This is a genomic window from Nocardioides sp. (assembly GCF_035481145.1).
GTDB lineage: Bacteria > Actinomycetota > Actinomycetes > Propionibacteriales > Nocardioidaceae > Nocardioides.
This window is the reverse complement of record NZ_DATIHB010000020.1, coordinates 1-15,275: the sequence shown is the minus strand read 5'-3', so window position 1 is coordinate 15,275 and position 15,275 is coordinate 1. Positions and strand designations below refer to the sequence as shown.

At 71.9% G+C, this 15,275-nt stretch carries 12 protein-coding genes; 8 read left to right on the top strand and 4 right to left on the bottom strand.

Annotated elements, in window-relative coordinates:
* A partial coding sequence (locus VLF38_RS01975) for a transglycosylase domain-containing protein (RefSeq protein WP_325269612.1) occupies nucleotides 1–1,813 on the bottom strand: 1,813 nt, incomplete at its 3' end.
* Nucleotides 1,814–2,038: 225 nt separating this feature from the next.
* On the opposite strand from VLF38_RS01975, the gene VLF38_RS01970 reads away from it, so the two are divergent.
* Nucleotides 2,039–2,614 carry a PadR family transcriptional regulator gene (locus VLF38_RS01970; RefSeq protein ID WP_325269611.1) on the top strand — a complete coding sequence of 192 codons (576 nt, stop codon included), beginning with the start codon at nucleotides 2,039–2,041 and terminating at the stop codon, nucleotides 2,612–2,614.
* A 42-nt stretch (nucleotides 2,615–2,656) separates the two neighbouring features.
* Nucleotides 2,657–3,739: an inositol-3-phosphate synthase gene (locus VLF38_RS01965; protein ID WP_325269610.1), complete on the top strand. Its 1,083-nt coding sequence runs from the start codon at nucleotides 2,657–2,659 to the stop codon at nucleotides 3,737–3,739.
* A 101-nt stretch (nucleotides 3,740–3,840) separates the two neighbouring features.
* Here the strand turns inward: VLF38_RS01965 and VLF38_RS01960 are convergent, their stop codons facing one another.
* The gene (locus VLF38_RS01960) at nucleotides 3,841–4,377 is read right to left on the bottom strand and encodes a hypothetical protein (protein ID WP_325269609.1); all 537 of its coding nucleotides are present in this window, start codon (nucleotides 4,375–4,377) and stop codon (nucleotides 3,841–3,843) included.
* Nucleotides 4,378–4,519: 142 nt separating this feature from the next.
* Between VLF38_RS01960 and VLF38_RS01955 the strand changes: the two genes are divergently transcribed.
* The gene (locus VLF38_RS01955) at nucleotides 4,520–6,187 is read left to right on the top strand and encodes a TIGR03767 family metallophosphoesterase (protein ID WP_325269613.1); all 1,668 of its coding nucleotides are present in this window, start codon (nucleotides 4,520–4,522) and stop codon (nucleotides 6,185–6,187) included.
* Nucleotides 6,188–6,205: 18 nt separating this feature from the next.
* On the opposite strand, the gene VLF38_RS01950 is transcribed toward VLF38_RS01955, so the two are convergent.
* Both VLF38_RS01950 and VLF38_RS01945 read right to left on the bottom strand, forming a co-directional pair.
* Nucleotides 6,206–6,616 (bottom strand): hypothetical protein, encoded by a 411-nt coding sequence (locus tag VLF38_RS01950; protein WP_325269608.1) that lies wholly within the window; start codon nucleotides 6,614–6,616, stop codon nucleotides 6,206–6,208.
* Nucleotides 6,617–6,636: 20 nt separating this feature from the next.
* Nucleotides 6,637–8,091 (bottom strand): CCA tRNA nucleotidyltransferase, encoded by a 1,455-nt coding sequence (locus VLF38_RS01945; RefSeq protein WP_325269607.1) that lies wholly within the window; start codon nucleotides 8,089–8,091, stop codon nucleotides 6,637–6,639.
* Nucleotides 8,092–8,149: 58 nt separating this feature from the next.
* On the opposite strand from VLF38_RS01945, the gene VLF38_RS01940 reads away from it, so the two are divergent.
* The 5 genes from VLF38_RS01940 to VLF38_RS01920 form a co-directional block, all read left to right on the top strand.
* The gene (locus VLF38_RS01940; protein ID WP_325269606.1) at nucleotides 8,150–10,507 is read left to right on the top strand and encodes a DUF6049 family protein; all 2,358 of its coding nucleotides are present in this window, start codon (nucleotides 8,150–8,152) and stop codon (nucleotides 10,505–10,507) included.
* A complete protein-coding gene (gene murJ, locus VLF38_RS01935; RefSeq protein ID WP_325269605.1) occupies nucleotides 10,504–12,168 on the top strand; it encodes a murein biosynthesis integral membrane protein MurJ in 1,665 nt (554 codons plus the stop codon). Before VLF38_RS01940 ends, murJ begins: the two co-directional genes overlap by 4 nt.
* A gap of 70 nt (nucleotides 12,169–12,238) precedes the next feature.
* Nucleotides 12,239–14,026 (top strand): protein kinase family protein, encoded by a 1,788-nt coding sequence (locus VLF38_RS01930; protein WP_325269604.1) that lies wholly within the window; start codon nucleotides 12,239–12,241, stop codon nucleotides 14,024–14,026.
* An 11-nt stretch (nucleotides 14,027–14,037) separates the two neighbouring features.
* Nucleotides 14,038–14,700 (top strand): RNA polymerase sigma factor SigM, encoded by a 663-nt coding sequence (sigM, locus tag VLF38_RS01925; protein WP_325269603.1) that lies wholly within the window; start codon nucleotides 14,038–14,040, stop codon nucleotides 14,698–14,700.
* A gap of 39 nt (nucleotides 14,701–14,739) precedes the next feature.
* On the top strand, nucleotides 14,740–15,275 hold a 536-nt coding region (locus VLF38_RS01920), incomplete at its 3' end, for a hypothetical protein (RefSeq protein WP_325269602.1).

Genomic DNA, 15,275 nt, shown 5'->3' with positions numbered 1-15,275 from the left:
AGTACATCACCGCGGTCGAGAGCTGCGGCGTGAAGCCGACGAACCACGCCGACGAGGTGAAGTCCTTGCCGCCGTTCGGGTCCTCCGAGGTCGCGGTGCCGGTCTTGCCGGCCGCCGGGCGGCCGATGGCAGCCGCACGCGTCGCGGTGCCGGACTTGACCACCTGCTGCATGGCATAGGTGACGTCCGCGGAGATGTCGGACCCGATCGCCTCGGTCGTCTTCGTGCGGTGCTTGTAGAGGACGTTGCCGTCGCGGTCGACGACCTTGTCGATGAGGTAGAGCTTGGCCGCCTGGCCCTCGTTGGCGAAGGTCGCGTAGGCGTTGGCCATGTTGACCGGGGCCACAGTCGCCGAGCCGAGCGCGATGCCGCCGACCGCCTCGAGGCCCGGGCTCTTGTACATGTTGTTGACGCCGCCGCGCCCGGGCTTCGGGACGCCCATCGCCATGGCGGTGTCCATGACCGCCTGCGGTCCGTTGGGGATCGCCATCGTCAGGTCGGCGTAGGCGGAGTTGATCGACATCTCGGTCGCCTTGAGCAGGTTGACCCGGCCCCAGTCGTGACCGGCGTCCTCGTTGACGACGTACGGGCCGGTGCCCTCGCCGTTGTAGTAGTAGGGCGAGTTGCCGTCGAAGGTGTCCTTGAGCGAGTAGCCCGCCTCGAGGCCCGCGGCCAGCGCGAACGGCTTGAACGACGAGCCGACCTTGTCGCCGGCGAGCGCCCAGTTGAGCTGCGACTTGAGGTAGTCCTGACCGCCGTAGAAGCCACGGAGGGCACCCGTGCCGGGCTCGACGCTGGCGACGGCGGCGTGCAGCTGATCGCGGCCGTCGGGACGGATCTCCTTCACGGCGTCCTCGTTGGCCTTCATGACCTTCTTGGAGAGGGTGGTGTAGACCCGGAGGCCGCCACCGTCGATCTCGCTCTCGGTCGCGACGCCGAGGCGGAGCAGCTCGCTCTTCACCAGCGACATCGCGTGGCCCCGCTGGCCGGCGAAGACCGAGTCCGAGCGGCCCTTGGCGAACTTCGGCAGCTTGGCGCCCGCCCGCTCGGCCTCGTTGGCGGTGATCTTGCCCATCTTCACCATGCCGTCGAGGACGCGCTTCACACGGTTCTCGAGGGAGAGCTTGTTGTGGTCGCCGTTGGCGGGATCGTAGAGCGTGGGGTTGTTGATGACGGAGGCGAGGACGGCCGCCTCGCCCAGCTTCAGCTCCGCCGCGTCCTTGCCGAACCAGGTGGCAGCCGCAGCCTGGATGCCGTAGGCGCCGCGGCCGAAGTAGATGGTGTTGAGGTAGCCCGCGAGCACCTCTTCCTTCGACTGCTCCTTCGCCACCTTGCGGGCGACGACGGCCTCCTTGATCTTCCGCTTGTAGGAGTGCTCGGAGGTCAGGTAGAGGATCTTCACGTACTGCTGCGTGATGGTCGACGCACCCTGGGTGTCGTTGCCCTGGGCGTTGGAGAAGGCCGCCCGGAGGATGCCCTTCACGTCGATGCCGGGGTTCGTCCAGAAGGTGCGGTCCTCGGCAGCGACGACCGCGTCCTTGATGACCTGGGGCATCTCCTCGTACGGGATGCTGTCGCGCTTCTGCTGCGCGAACTGGCCGACCTCCTGCTTGCCCCCGCGGTAGTAGACGTGGGTCGTCTCGGTCTGGAACGCCGCGTTGGGGCTGGGGACGTCGATCGCCTTGTAGAGCACGGTGACGGTCAGCGCGCCGAGCAGGGCCAGGACGACTCCGAGGACGAGCAGCGGCTTGATCAGCCGGCGCCAGCCCCGCTTGCGCGGTCCTGCGGTCGAACGCTTGCCCTGTGCTGCCACTGACGGCCTCCACGATCGTGTGCGCCCCGTCGTACGCCGCGGCGTACGGAGGGTCGTTCCTGCTGGGATGTGCGCTGGACAGGGTACGCGGCAGGAGGCAGGGCGTCCGGAAGGCCGGTCGGAGGCATGTCCGGACCGTCCGATCGGTTCATTGCACCACCCAACAACACGCCCGGCGTTCACGAAGGATTCACCCCCGGGCGATATATCGCTACGATAGATCGCATGGCACGGCGTGGAGACACCATCGAGTTGGCAGTCCTGGGACTGCTGCACGAGTCACCCATGCACGGCTACGAGCTCCGGAAGCGGCTCAACCTGATGCTCGGCTGGCGCAGTCTGCTCTCCTTCGGCTCGCTCTACCCGGCGCTGAAGAAGATGCTCCGTGCCGGCTGGATCGAGGAGCACACGGTTCCGTCCACGGGGCCGACGAGCCGCCGTCCCCGCATCGTCTACGGGCCGACCGAGGCCGGGCGGGCCGAGTTCGAGCGGCTCATGTCCGAGGCCGGGCCGTCGGCCTGGGAGGACGACAACTTCGACATCCGCTTCGCCTTCTTCTCGTCGACCGACATGGAGATCCGGCTGCGGGTGCTCGAGGGGCGCCGGATGCGCCTGCAGGAGCGCCTCGAGCGTGTGCAGTCGCAGCTGTCGCTCACGCAGAAGGAGATGGACCGCTACGCCGCGGAGCTCCAGCGACACGGCGTGGAGCAGGTGGAGCGCGAGGTCCACTGGCTCTCCGAGCTGATCCAGGCCGAGCGGGCCGGCACCCCCGCCCCGCCGCCCCCGGCCACCCAGGCCTGAACCAGACCAACATCACCAGTAACCCAGCAGGAAGAGGAAACGATGGGCTCCGTACGTGTAGGCATCGTGGGCGTCGGCAACTGCGCCACGTCCCTGGTCCAGGGCGTCGAGTACTACAAGGACGCTGACCCGGCGGGCACCGTCCCCGGTCTCATGCACGTCACGTTCGGCGACTACCACGTCTCCGACGTGAAGTTCGTTGCGGCGTTCGACGTCGACGCCAAGAAGGTCGGCTTCGACCTGGCCGAGGCGATCGGCAACTCCGAGAACAACACGATCAAGATCACCGACGTCCCGCCGACCGGCGTGACCGTCCTGCGTGGCCCGACCCTCGACGGCCTCGGCAAGTACTACAAGGAGACGATCGAGGAGTCGGACGCCGATGCCGTCGACGTCGTCCAGGCCCTCAAGGACGCCGAGGTCGACGTCCTCGTCTCCTACCTCCCCGTGGGTTCGGAGGAGGCCGACAAGTTCTACGCCCAGTGCGCGATCGACGCCGGCGTGGCCTTCGTCAACGCCCTGCCGGTCTTCATCGCCTCCGACCCGGTCTGGGCCAAGAAGTTCGAGGACGCCGGCGTCCCGATCGTCGGCGACGACATCAAGTCGCAGGTCGGCGCCACCATCACGCACCGCGTGATGGCCCGCCTCTTCGAGGACCGTGGCGTCACGCTGGACCGCACGTACCAGCTCAACGTCGGCGGCAACATGGACTTCAAGAACATGCTCGAGCGCGAGCGCCTGGAGTCCAAGAAGGTCTCCAAGACCCAGGCCGTCACGTCGAACCTCGAGGGTCCGCTGGCCGGCAAGGTCTACGACAAGAACGTCCACATCGGTCCGTCCGACTACGTCGCCTGGCTCGACGACCGCAAGTGGGCCTACGTCCGCCTCGAGGGTCGTGCGTTCGGTGACGTCCCGCTCAACCTCGAGTACAAGCTCGAGGTCTGGGACTCCCCCAACTCCGCCGGCATCATCATCGACGCCGTGCGCGCCGCGAAGATCGCCAAGGACCGCGGCATCGGTGGCCCGATCATCCCCGCGTCGGCGTACCTCATGAAGTCCCCGCCGGTGCAGATCGAGGACTCCCTCGGTCGCGCCCAGCTCGAGGCCTTCATCAAGGGCGAGTGACCTCCCTGATCAGCTGATCACGCACCGAAGCCGCCGGTTCCCCTCGGGGAGCCGGCGGCTTCGTCGTACGTCGGGGCGGACGCCGGGCGGACGCCCCGACCTCAGCACGTCTCCTCGAAGCGGACGTGCCACGGCGTTGTAGCCGTCCCCTCGTCCTCGCCGGCCGTCCAGGTGAGGCTGCCGTCACGCAGCGCGGTGCCGGGACGGACGCGCGCCTGCACGAAGAGGGCGTAGTCACCGTCAGCCAGCGCAGCGCCCTCGAGCGGCTTGCGCGCCGCCCAGGCGACGTCCTTCTCGACCTCGGCGTCCGCGGGGCGTGCCCCGGTGAGGAGGTAGCCGTCGACGGGCGTCTGCACCGGTGCCCAGGAGACGTTCGGCGTGATCGCGCCGCCGTCGCTGTTGAAGACCGGCTCACCAAAGGTCGCCGTGCCGCCGTCGACCCGGAGCGACCGGATCAGCAGCACGCGACCGGGCCGCATGCAGTAGTCCCAACTGGTGTCGTCGGCGGCACCGACCGTCACCATCACGTCGGGGTCAGGCGTGCGCGACGTTGCGGCGGGATCGGGTGCCGCCTCGCTGCAGCCTGCGAGGGCCACGGTCGTGACGATGGTCGAGCAGGCGATGAGCTGGCGCAGCATGGTGTCCCCCGGAAGCAGTCGGTGGTCGCATCCTGACGACCAGCAGGTCCCGTGTCGAGCGTTGGGCGAGCGTTCACGGACCTGCCACGCCTGCGCCGCCACCGGCTCGTCCGCGCCTGCGAGAACGAGGGTCGTGGTGACGATGACCCGCCGGACGGCGGTGCAGACGGGCATGTACGGCGTGGGCGCAGCCGCGCTCCTGGCAGCAGGTTCGTACGACTGGTGGATCGACGACGAGCACCCGCCCGTCCACGCCCGCGGCACGACCCTCGACAGCACGATCCGGCCGTCGGGCGACGGTTACCGCCGCCTGGTGAGCGCGCCGGGCGAGGCGGTGGCAGTCCGCGACGACCTGGCTGCGCCGCGTCGCGGCCGCACCGAGCGGCGTACGGCGCTGGCGGCGGTGGTCCAGGTGACCGACCTGCACGTGGTCGACACGCAGAACCCGATGCGGTGCGAGTTCCTCGACCGCCAGGTGCGGACGTCGTACCGCCCGCAGGAGCTGCTCGCGCCGCACGGGACCACCGCGCTGGTCCAGGCGATCAACAGCCTCGGCGTGGGGCCCCTGACGGGCCGACCGCTCGACGCCGTGATCGCCACCGGTGACCTCACCGACAACCACAGCGGCACCGAGCTCGCCGTCCTGCTCGGCGTACTCGCCGGCGGCGTGGTCCGTCCCGACAGCGGCAGCACGCGTTACGAGGGCGTCGCCGCCAGCGGGCTCTGGCACCACTGGCAGCCCGGTTCCGCCGAGGAGACCCGCTATCGGCGCGCCGGCTTCCCGCACGTGACGGGCCTCCTGGAGGCCGCGGTGCGTCCCTTCACCTCGCCGGGGTTCGCTGTCCCGTGGCTGCTCACGATGGGCAACCACGACGACACCGCGCTCGGCACGCTGATGTCACGTCCCTTCGCCCGCGAGTGGGCGATCGGCGACCGCAAGATCTACGACGCCACGGGCGATGCGACCGTCCACCTCGCCGAGCTCGCCAGCTGCCGGGTCCTCGACCCGCGCCGGACCGAGGAGGCCGGCGACCTGCTCCGCCGACTCGCACGGCACGGCGACGTCCGCACGGTGACGCCCGACGCGCGGCGGGCGCCGTTCACCACCGAGGAGTACCTCGCTGCCGTGCGCTCACCGGCGTACGCCGGAGCGGGGCCGGTCGGCCACGGCTTCACCGACGACGCCGGTGCGGAGACGCTCTACTACGCGCACCGCCTGGGCGAGCGGGTGGTCGGGGTCAGCCTCGACACGACCAACCAGGCCGGCGGTGCCGACGGGTCGATCGGCGACGCCCAGCTCGCGTGGCTGCGCCGGACGCTGGCCGCGCATGCCGACGACTACGTGCTGGTCTTCAGCCACCACCCGTCGTGGCGGATGGCCAACCTCATCGCCGACCCGCGGCTGCCGGAGGAGAACCGGCACGACGGCGACGCGGTGCTCGCGGCCCTCCACGACCACCCGAACGTCCTCGCCTGGGTCAACGGCCACTGCCACCGCAACGAGATCGTCGCGCACGGCCACGGCGACCCGCGACGGGCGTTCTGGGAGATCAACACGGTGTCGCACGTCGACGCCCCACAGCAGGCCCGGATCGTCGAGGTCGCGCAGAACCACGACGGCACCGTCTCGCTGCTCAGCACCATGCTCGACACCGATGCACCCCTCCAGCCGGCGTACGACGACCTGTCGACCACCGCGCTCGGCGGGCTCTACCGCGAGCTGGCCTTCAACGACCTCTCGCGCCGCAACCGCAGGGGTGGTCGCCGCGACCGCAACACCGAGCTGCTGCTGCCCGACCCACTGGCGTGAGGTGTGAGGACTCCGCGGTCAGCCCATGAAGGTCGCGGCGATCGCGATGACCGAGATGGCCCAGCCGATGCGTGCGGGCAGGCGGCCGGCCCGGACCACGGCGCGCGCAACCTCGGGCTCCGCTCCCACCTCCACGAAGTCCTGGGGTGCCGCCGCCGCGAACCAGAGGGCGCGCGGACCGTAGGCGAGGATCATCGGAACGACGGCCGCGGCCGCCTCACGGTTGTCGGGGTCGTTCTTGGCGAGCATGTAGGCCAGTAGCCAGACCAGCAGCCAGCCCCCGAGCCAGCGCAGGTGCCAGCACACCACGCGGCGCGCCGTCGCGCCGGCTCCCCGCTCCGCGTCGCGCAGCGCCCACGCCGTGAACCGGCGGTCGAAGAGCGCCGACAGAGCGAAGCTCCAGACGAGCAGGGCGATGACCAGCGCCATGGGTGACATCGGCGGCGGACTCAGGTCGTCGGGCGGGCGGACCACCAGGCGCGCAGCGCCGCTTCGGCCTCGTCGGGCGTCTTGGGGCCCTCGTCGAGGCGCAGGTCCAGCAACCACTTGTAGGCCTCGCCCACCTCGCGCCCGGGACCGATGCCGAGGATCTCCATGATCTGGTTGCCGTCGAGGTCGGGCCGGATCGAGGCGAGCTCCTCCTCCTCCGAGAGCCGGGCGATGCGCGCCTCGAGCTCGTCGTAGGTCCGCCGCAGCCGCGCAGCCTTGCGCTGGTTGCGCGTCGTGCAGTCGGCACGGGTCAGGATGTGCAGCCGCTCGAGCTGGTCGCCGGCGTCGCGGACGTAGCGGCGTACGGCGGAGTCGGTCCACTCGCCCGAGCCGTAGCCGTGGAAGCGCAGGTGGAGCTCGACCAGCGCCGACACCGCGTCGATCTGCTCGTTGGAGAAGCGCAGCGCCTGCATCCGCTTGCGGGTGATCTTGGCGCCGACGACGTCATGGTGGTGGAAGGTGACCACGCCATCGTCCTGGAACTTCCGGGTCTTCGGCTTGCCGACGTCGTGCATCAGCGCGGCGAAGCGCGAGACGAAGTCGGGCTCGTGGCCGCGCTCCTTCTCGAGGTCGATCGCCTGCTCGAGGACGGTCAGCGTGTGCTCGTAGACGTCCTTGTGGCGGTGGTGCTCGTCGCGCTCGAGGGCGAGGGCCGGCAGCTCCGGGAGTACGTACGCCGCGAGGCCGGTGTCGACCAGGAGGCGCAGGCCGCGGCGGGGCTCGGGGGCGAGGATCAGCTTGATCAGCTCGTCGCGGACCCGCTCGGCGGAGATGATCGTGATCCGCTCGGCCATCGCGGTCATCGCCTCGACCACCGACGGGTCGACGGCGAAGCCGAGCTGGGCGGCGAAGCGCGCCGCGCGCATCATCCGCAGCGGGTCGTCGGAGAACGACTCCTCGGGGGTGCCCGGCGTGCGGAGCACCTGCTGGGCGAGGTCGACGAGGCCACCGTAGGGGTCCTCGAGCTGGCGGCCGGGGACGGTGAGCGCCATCGAGTTGACCGTGAAGTCTCGGCGGCGGAGGTCGCCGTGGAGGCTCGTCCCGTAGGCGACGGACGGCTTGCGCGAGGCCGGGTCGTAGGACTCGGAGCGCCAGGTGGTGATCTCGATCTGCCAGTCACCCTTGCGGGCGCCGATCGTGCCGAACTCGCGGCCGAGGTCCCAGACCGCGTCCGCCCAGCCCTTGAGCAGCCGCTCGGTCACGTCGGGGTGGGCGGAGGTGGTGAAGTCCAGGTCGTTCTGCAGCCGACCGAGCATCGCGTCGCGGACCGGGCCGCCGACCAGCGCGAGCTGCTCACCGGCAGCGGCGAAGCGCTCGCCGAGCGGGTCGATGACCGGAGCGAGGCGATCGAGCTCCGCGGCCACCCGCGTCTGGACGTCGGCCAGGAGAAGCGGCGGCTGGCTGGGCTGGGACACGAGGGACAAGGGTAGTCGCCGCTGCGGCCGGACCTGCGCGCGCCGCTAGGGTGAGCGGGTGATCCGACTGCTGGCTGCCCTCCTTGCGCCGCTGGTCGTGATCGCCGGACTGGTCCTTGGGCTGCCCAGCCATCCCGGTCCGCACCTGCAGAGCGTCGACGCGATCCGGACCGAGGCCCCCGCATCACTGGCCGAAGCGGTCGGCCGCGCACGCGGCCTGGTCGAGCAGCGCCAGTCAAGCAACGCGAGCCGCACCTCCCCGCGCAGCGGCAGCCCCGTCCGCACCGTCGACGAGGAGCCGGAGGCGCTCCCCCTCACCGTGACGATGGACGGCCTCTCGACGGCGACCGTCCCCAAGCGCGGCCCGGTCGTCGTCCGTGGCCGCGTCGTCAACGACAGCGACGCCACCTGGTCCGACATCAACGTCTACGCCTGCAGCTCGGGCACCCCGATCACCACGCCCCACGACCTCCGCCATGCCGCGCAGGCCACCACCGACGACATCGTCTGCGGCCGCACCTCGGTCTTCACCAGCATCGAGGAGATCGCCCCGGGCGACTCGGCGGCGTACCGCCTGACCGTGCCCCGCGACCAGCTCGGCATCGGCGACCGGCCAGGGGTCTACTGGTTCGGCGTCCAGGCGCTCGGGACGTCCACCGAGGGCCGCGACGCGCTCGCCGACGGCACGGTCCGCACGTTCCTCCCGCAGGTCGGTGCGGGCGACGAACGGCCGACCGGTCGCGCGTCGTTCACGCTCGTGCTGCCGATCCGCGGGCGCACGCTCCACACGCCTGAGGGTCAGCTCGCGGCCGAGGACGCCTGGCGCAGGAGGATCTCGCCCGGAGGTCGTCTCGCCAACCTGCTGACGCTCGCCGAGGACGCCCCTCCCGGCCGTGCGGCGCTGCTCGTCGATCCGGCCGTGATAGCGGCCGTGCAGCAACTGGCGGCGGGCAACCAGCCCCGCTCGCTCGGCACCCCGGTCCCCGAGGAGGGCGAGGAAGGCGAGGACGAGTCCCCGGCCCCTGAGACCGACGCGGAGGACGAGACGGTCGAGGAGGACGAGGACCAGGACGCTCCCGAGCCGGACGCCGACGCCGTGGCGTGGCTGCAGCGGTTCACCGCCGTCGCCGGGCGGCTCCCCCTCCTCGCCCTGCCGTACGGCGACCTCGACGTCGCCGGCGCTGCCCGCCACGACAGCGACGCGTTGGTCCGCGCCCGCCAGGAGGCCGACGCGGTCTTCTCCGACCTGGGCATCGGCACCACACCGGTCATCGCGCCGCCCAACGGGCTGCTCTCCGCGGAGACGCGCGAGGTCGCGGGCGGAGCGACCCTGATCGCCTCCTCCAGCGCACTACCCACCGAGCTCGCCGAGGCTGACGAGCTCCCCACCGCAGTCGAGATCGGCAGCCAGCAGGTGCTCCTCTCCGAAGCCGGCGTCGCCTCCGGTGGGCCGGCTCCCACGGCCGGCACCGCAGCGCTCGCCCTGCGCCAACGGCTCCTGGCCGAGGGTCTCCTCCGGGCGGAGGAGAGCAGCTCCACCCTCGTCGTTCTGCCGTGGGAGTCAGACCCGGGGCCGAGCGCGCAGGGCTTCTTCAACCAGCTCGACCGGCCCTTCGTGCGCACGACTGGCTCGCTGCCGTCCACCGCCGCCGCCGTGGACCTCCCCGACCTCGTCTACCCCGCCAGCCAGCTCGACCGCGAGACGACCCACTCCGCGTTCGCCGGCGCCGACCAGCTGACCGAGCTCGGCGACACGCTCGACCGGCTGCTCGCCGAGGACGACGGCGTGGCCCACACGGCGACCCGCGAGGCGCTCTCCGCGACGTCGTACCTCACCCGCGACGGCGTGCTCACGGCGTCCGGCCTGGAGGGGGCCGCGACCACGAGCGTCGACGGCGCCCGGGCCTGGTTCACCGACCGCCTCGCCAGCGTCGACGTCGCGGTCCCCAACTTCGTCATCCTCGGCTCCACCGAGGGGCCGTTCTCGATGACGGTGACCAACAGCCTGGAGCGCCCGATCCGCCTCGGCGTGCGCGCGAGCACCAGTGGTGGTCTCGACATCCGCGCGCCGAAGACGGTCAACGTCCCGGCGTCGTCGAGCCGCACCGTCAACCTCATCGCGCACACCACCCAGCCCGGCGTGCACTCCCTGGTGCTGGTCGTCACCGACGCCGACGGCCGACCGGTGCGCGAGTCCCAGGACATCTCGATCCGCTCGCGCGACGTGGGCTGGGTGATCTGGCTGATCATGGCGGCCGGCGGCACGCTCCTGCTCGCCGCGATCGCGTTGCGCTGGCGCCGCCGGATCCGCGCCTCCCGTGGCGCGGTCCCGCCGACCACGAGCACGACCACCACCACCGCCGCCGCCGCCGAGCGTGAGCCGGACGGCAACACCGACGCCCCGGAGGCACCGTGACCGAGTCCCGTTCGGTGATCGGCAACAGCGCGATCATGGCCGCGGGCACCGTGGTCTCGCGACTGAGCGGCTACGTGCGATCGATCCTGCTGGCCGCCGCGCTCGGCATCGCGCTGCACGCCGACATCTTCAACATCGCCAACTCGGTGCCCAACATCCTCTACGTCCTGCTCGTCGGGGGTGTCGTCAACGCCGTGCTCGTCCCGCAGCTCGTGCGCTCCGCGCGCGACGATGCGGACGGCGGGGAGGCGTTCACCAACCGGATCGTGACCCTCGCCGCGCTCTTCCTCCTCGTCGTGACGGTGGCGCTGGTCGTCGCGGCACCGTGGGTGATGAGTCTCTACCTGGACAGCCGGTTCAACGAGGCGGAGCTGGCCGCCCAGCGCCAGTCGGTGATCGACTTCGCCCGCTTCTGCCTCCCGCAGGTCTTCTTCTACGGGATGTTCGTGCTGGTCGGGCAGATCCTGAACTCCCGCGGCAGCTTCGCGCCGATGTTCTGGGCTCCGATCGCCAACAACCTGATCTCGATCGCCACGCTGCTGGCCTACCTCTTCCTCTTCGGCCCCGCCAGCAAGGACGAGGTCACCGATGCGTACGGCGCGGGCCAGGAGCTGCTGCTCGGCCTCGGCTCGACGCTCGGCATCGTGGCGCAGTTCCTGATCCTGCTGCCGTACCTCCGGGCGGTCGGGTTCCGCTACAAGCCGCGGTTCGACTTCCGCGGCACCGGCCTCGGGCACACCCTCCGCCTGGGCATGTGGACCGTGTTGCTGATCGTGGTCAGCCAGATCGCCAACCTGGTCGTCGTCCGGCTCGCCTCCAGCGGCACCGCGGGCGGCGCGCTCGACGCCTCCGGCGACGCAGGCACCGGTTACACCGTCTACTCCAACGCGTCGCTGCTCACCCTGGTGCCGCACTCGATCGTCACGGTCTCGCTGGCAACGGCGATCCTGCCGCGCCTCGCGGCGTATGCCCACGCCAGCGACGAGGCGTCGATGATCCGCACGCTCAGCTCCTCGCTGCGCACCGCGCTCGCGCTGGTGCTCCCCTTCGTGGCACTGCTGCCGGTGGTCGCGCGCGACCTCTCGGCGCTGGTCTGGGGCTACGGCGCCGCGTCGGAGACCGCCGGTGACATCGCCCCGACCCTCGCGCTCATGGGCATCTCGCTCATCTTCTTCACCACCCACTACCTGGTGGTGCGCGGCTTCTACGCCCTCGAGCGCACCCGCCAGGTCTTCTGGATCCAGTGCGCGATCGCTGCGGCGAACATCGTCCTCGCCTTCGCCCTGGTCACGCGCGCCTCCGCACAGGAGACGACCGCCGCGCTGGCGATCGCCTACACCGGTGCGTACGCCGTGGGTGCGGTGCTGGCCTACCTCCTGCTGGCGCGCCGGCTCGGCGGCCTCGACAGCGGCCGTCTGGTGCGCTTCCTGGTCCGCACCGTCCTGGCTCTGGTGCCGGCGGTGGGCGCGGCGTACCCGGCCAACCGGGTGCTGTCGGGCGTGGTCGGCGACGACCCCGCCAAGGTCGAGATCGTGATCCTTCTCGCGGTCGTGGGCGGCGTCTACGGCCTGGTCTTCCTGGCTGCCGCCCGGATCTTCCGGATTGTCGAGGTGACCGACCTGGTCCAGGGCGTCACCCGTCGGATTCCCGGCCTCCGCTGACCCGCCACGGCACCCGTCGACCGACTAGGGTTCCTTCCAACGGCTCCCGATCGAGGCGAGGAGGCAGGCCATGCGACCCGGTGACGTGCTCGCGTCCCGCTACCGCCTGACGGTGCTCCTCCACGACCGCAACGGCGGCCGGTTCTGGCGCGCCCACGACCTGGTGCTGGCGCGCGACGTGGCGCTCCACCTGATCCCGCAGGACGACCCGCGAGGTCCACTGCTCGAGGAGGCCGCCCGACGTTCGGCCACCGTGCAGGATCCCCGGCTCCTCCGCGTGCTCGACTCCAACAGCATCGACGGCTTGCACTACGTCGTGAACGAGTGGGGCGAGGGCGTCTCGCTCAACAACCTCGTCGCCGACGAGCCACTCTCGCCCGTCCGGGCCGCCTGGCTGGTCGCCGAGGTCGCCGCGATGGTGGCCGCCGGCCACGACGCCGGCATCGCCCACGGCCGCCTGGTCCCGGAGAACGTCCTCCTCGACACGACCGGCGCCGTCAAGGTGATCGGCTTCGCGGTCGACGCCGCCCTCCACGGCCTGCCCCCGGGGCGCACCACCGCCGACCTCACCGACCTCGGCGGCCTGCTGTACGCCGCGCTGACCGGCCGGTGGGCCGGCGTCTCGGAGTCCGCGGTCCCGGCCGCACCCCTCGAGCACGGGCGCCCGCTGCGTCCTCGCCAGGTGCGCGCCGGTGTGCCCCGCCTGCTCGACGGGATGTGCGAGAGCCTTCTCGGCGGGGGCACGCGGTTCACCAGTGCGACCGAGATCGCCGAGGCACTCACCGACTACGTCGGCGACCCCACCATCGTGGCGGAGGCCGAGGCGCACCGCCTGCGCACCGGAGCCGTGCCCGCGCACCGACCCGGCTCCGGCGACACCGACGCGACGGGTGCCCTCGCGGCCGTGCCCGCCGTCCCGTCCGCAGCGGACCCGGCCTCGGCCGAGCCCGAGGAGACCATGCTGGTCGACGTCCTGCTCGAGGACGAGCCGGCTGACGACGTCGAGCGCACCCAGGTCGCCGCTTTCGACGACGTCGACGATGCGGTCGTGGCCGACCCCGACTGGCACACGCCCTCCGACGTCGCACCCGCCCCGCCGCCGCCGTTCGAGGAGCCGCCGGAGCGGCCGCTCTTCGCGCCCGACCCGCCCGAGGGCCGGCTCCGCCGGCTGCCTCCGCCGACCGCCGACGACCGCGGCTACTGGCCCTTCGGCAGCACGGGCGAGCTGCCGGCAGTCGCCATCGCCGAGCCCGCCGAGCACGGCGACGAGACGCCCGGGCGCAACTGGATGCGGGTCGGGCTGGTCCTGCTCGCGCTCCTCGTCCTGCTCCCGGTGGCCTATGTCGTCGCCGGCCTCCTCCAGAACGACGGCGACACCTCGACCGGCTCCGCCAGCGACGGACCGTCGGCGGGTGCTGTCGTGACGGGCGTGACTGCGACCGCCTTCGATCCGCCGCCGGGTGACGGCGAGGAGCACGACTCCGAGGCGAAGCTCGCCGTCGACGGTGACCCGGCCACGGCCTGGACCACCTCCGGCTACGACCAGAACTTCGGCCCCGGCGGACTGAAGCCCGGCGTCGGCCTGGTGCTCGACCTCGGCAGCAGCCGGTCCGTGACCTCGGTCGAGGTGACGGTCGCGGGCGGTCCCACGACGGTCCAGCTGCTCGCCGCCGGCGAGACACTCCCGCAGACCGCCGACGGGCTCGAGAAGGCGGCCACCGGTGACGGCAGCGGCACGATCACCCTGACTCCGGAGTCCGCGGTCGACTCGCGCTACGTCGTCCTCTGGCTGACGGCCGTGCCGCAGGTCGACGGCGAGTTCCGCGGATCGATCGCCGCGGTCGAGGTCCGCGCGTGACGGATCCGGACATGACGGATCCAGGGCGCTCCGACGCCGACCTGCTCGCGGCCCACGTCGCCGGCGACCCCGAAGCCTTCGGGCTCCTCTTCGGCCGTCACCGCGACCGCCTGTGGGCGGTCGCGCTCCGCACCCTCGGCGACCCCGAGGAAGCAGCCGACGCGCTCCAGGACGCGATGATCTCCGCCTTTCGCCGTGCCTCCTCGTGGCGCGGGGAGGCTGCCGTGACCACCTGGCTGCACCGCGTCGTCGTCAACGCCTGCCTGGACCGGGTGCGCCACGAGCGGATCCGCACCGCCGACCCGCTCCCCGACGACCTCGAGTCCCGGCTCCGGTCACCCGAGCGGGCCCCGGTCGACCCCGCCGCTGCCGCCCTCGCCGACGAACGCCGCGACCTGGTTCTCGCCGCCCTCGCCCAGCTGCCCCCCGAGCAGCGAGCCGCGCTCGTGCTCGTCGACATGGAGGGCTACCCCATGGCCGAAGTCGCGCTCATGCTCGACTGCGCGGTCGGCACCGTGAAGTCGCGCTGCGCACGGGGACGGGCCCGCCTGGCGCCCCTGCTCGGCGTACTGCGTGAGGGCGGGGACACACCGGACCCGGGGAACCCTGCGGCAGCCCCCGGCGTCCCATCCACAGACCCCAGCCGCGCGCCGCCCGGCGTCCAGCCCGCCTGAACCCGCCTGACCCGACCCAGCCTGCCCGAGGAGGTGACCATGTCCGAGGACCTGACCCCGCAGCAGACCGATGCCGTACGCCGTGCCCTGCGCGCCGCGCGCCACGAGGCGCCCCTGCCGGACGATGTCGCCGCCCGTCTCGACACCACCCTCGCCGGCCTCGTCGCGGACCGCGCCGCCGCAGAGCCGGCGGCGGCCGCGGTCGCTGCGGTCGCTGCCTCGTCTCCTGCCGACGGCGCCGACCGGGTGGTCCCGCTCCGTCGCCGCTGGCCGGCGTACCTCGCCGCGGCCGCCGCGGTCACCGCGATCGGTCTCACCGGCACGCAGCTCGTCGACCGGGGTGGCAGCGACTCCGGCGCGGCCTCGTCGGCCGACTCGGCGCCTCCGGAGTCGTCCGCACTCGCCGAGTCGCGTGAGGACGATGCGGCCGACGCCTTCGACGGCGACGTCCTCAGCCAGCTCGACGGGCCCACCGCACCGACACTGCTCACCGATGCCCAGCGCGCTGATCTCGCCGAGGCCGGCTACCGGCGGATCGAGCTGGCGCCCGACCTGCGGACGGCGCTCACGAACAG

Bases quoted from the DNA above. Each gene is read 5' to 3' on its own strand.
- VLF38_RS01970 (WP_325269611.1), top strand. From the start codon at position 2,039: ATGGCACGGCGTGGAGACACCATCGAGTTGGCAGTCCTGGGACTGCTG.
- VLF38_RS01950 (WP_325269608.1), bottom strand. From the start codon at position 6,616: ATGGCGCTGGTCATCGCCCTGCTCGTCTGGAGCTTCGCTCTGTCGGCG.
- VLF38_RS01955 (WP_325269613.1), top strand. From the start codon at position 4,520: ATGACCCGCCGGACGGCGGTGCAGACGGGCATGTACGGCGTGGGCGCA.
- VLF38_RS01960 (WP_325269609.1), bottom strand. From the start codon at position 4,377: ATGCTGCGCCAGCTCATCGCCTGCTCGACCATCGTCACGACCGTGGCC.
- sigM (WP_325269603.1), top strand. From the start codon at position 14,038: ATGACGGATCCAGGGCGCTCCGACGCCGACCTGCTCGCGGCCCACGTC.
- VLF38_RS01965 (WP_325269610.1), top strand. From the start codon at position 2,657: ATGGGCTCCGTACGTGTAGGCATCGTGGGCGTCGGCAACTGCGCCACG.
- VLF38_RS01930 (WP_325269604.1), top strand. From the start codon at position 12,239: ATGCGACCCGGTGACGTGCTCGCGTCCCGCTACCGCCTGACGGTGCTC.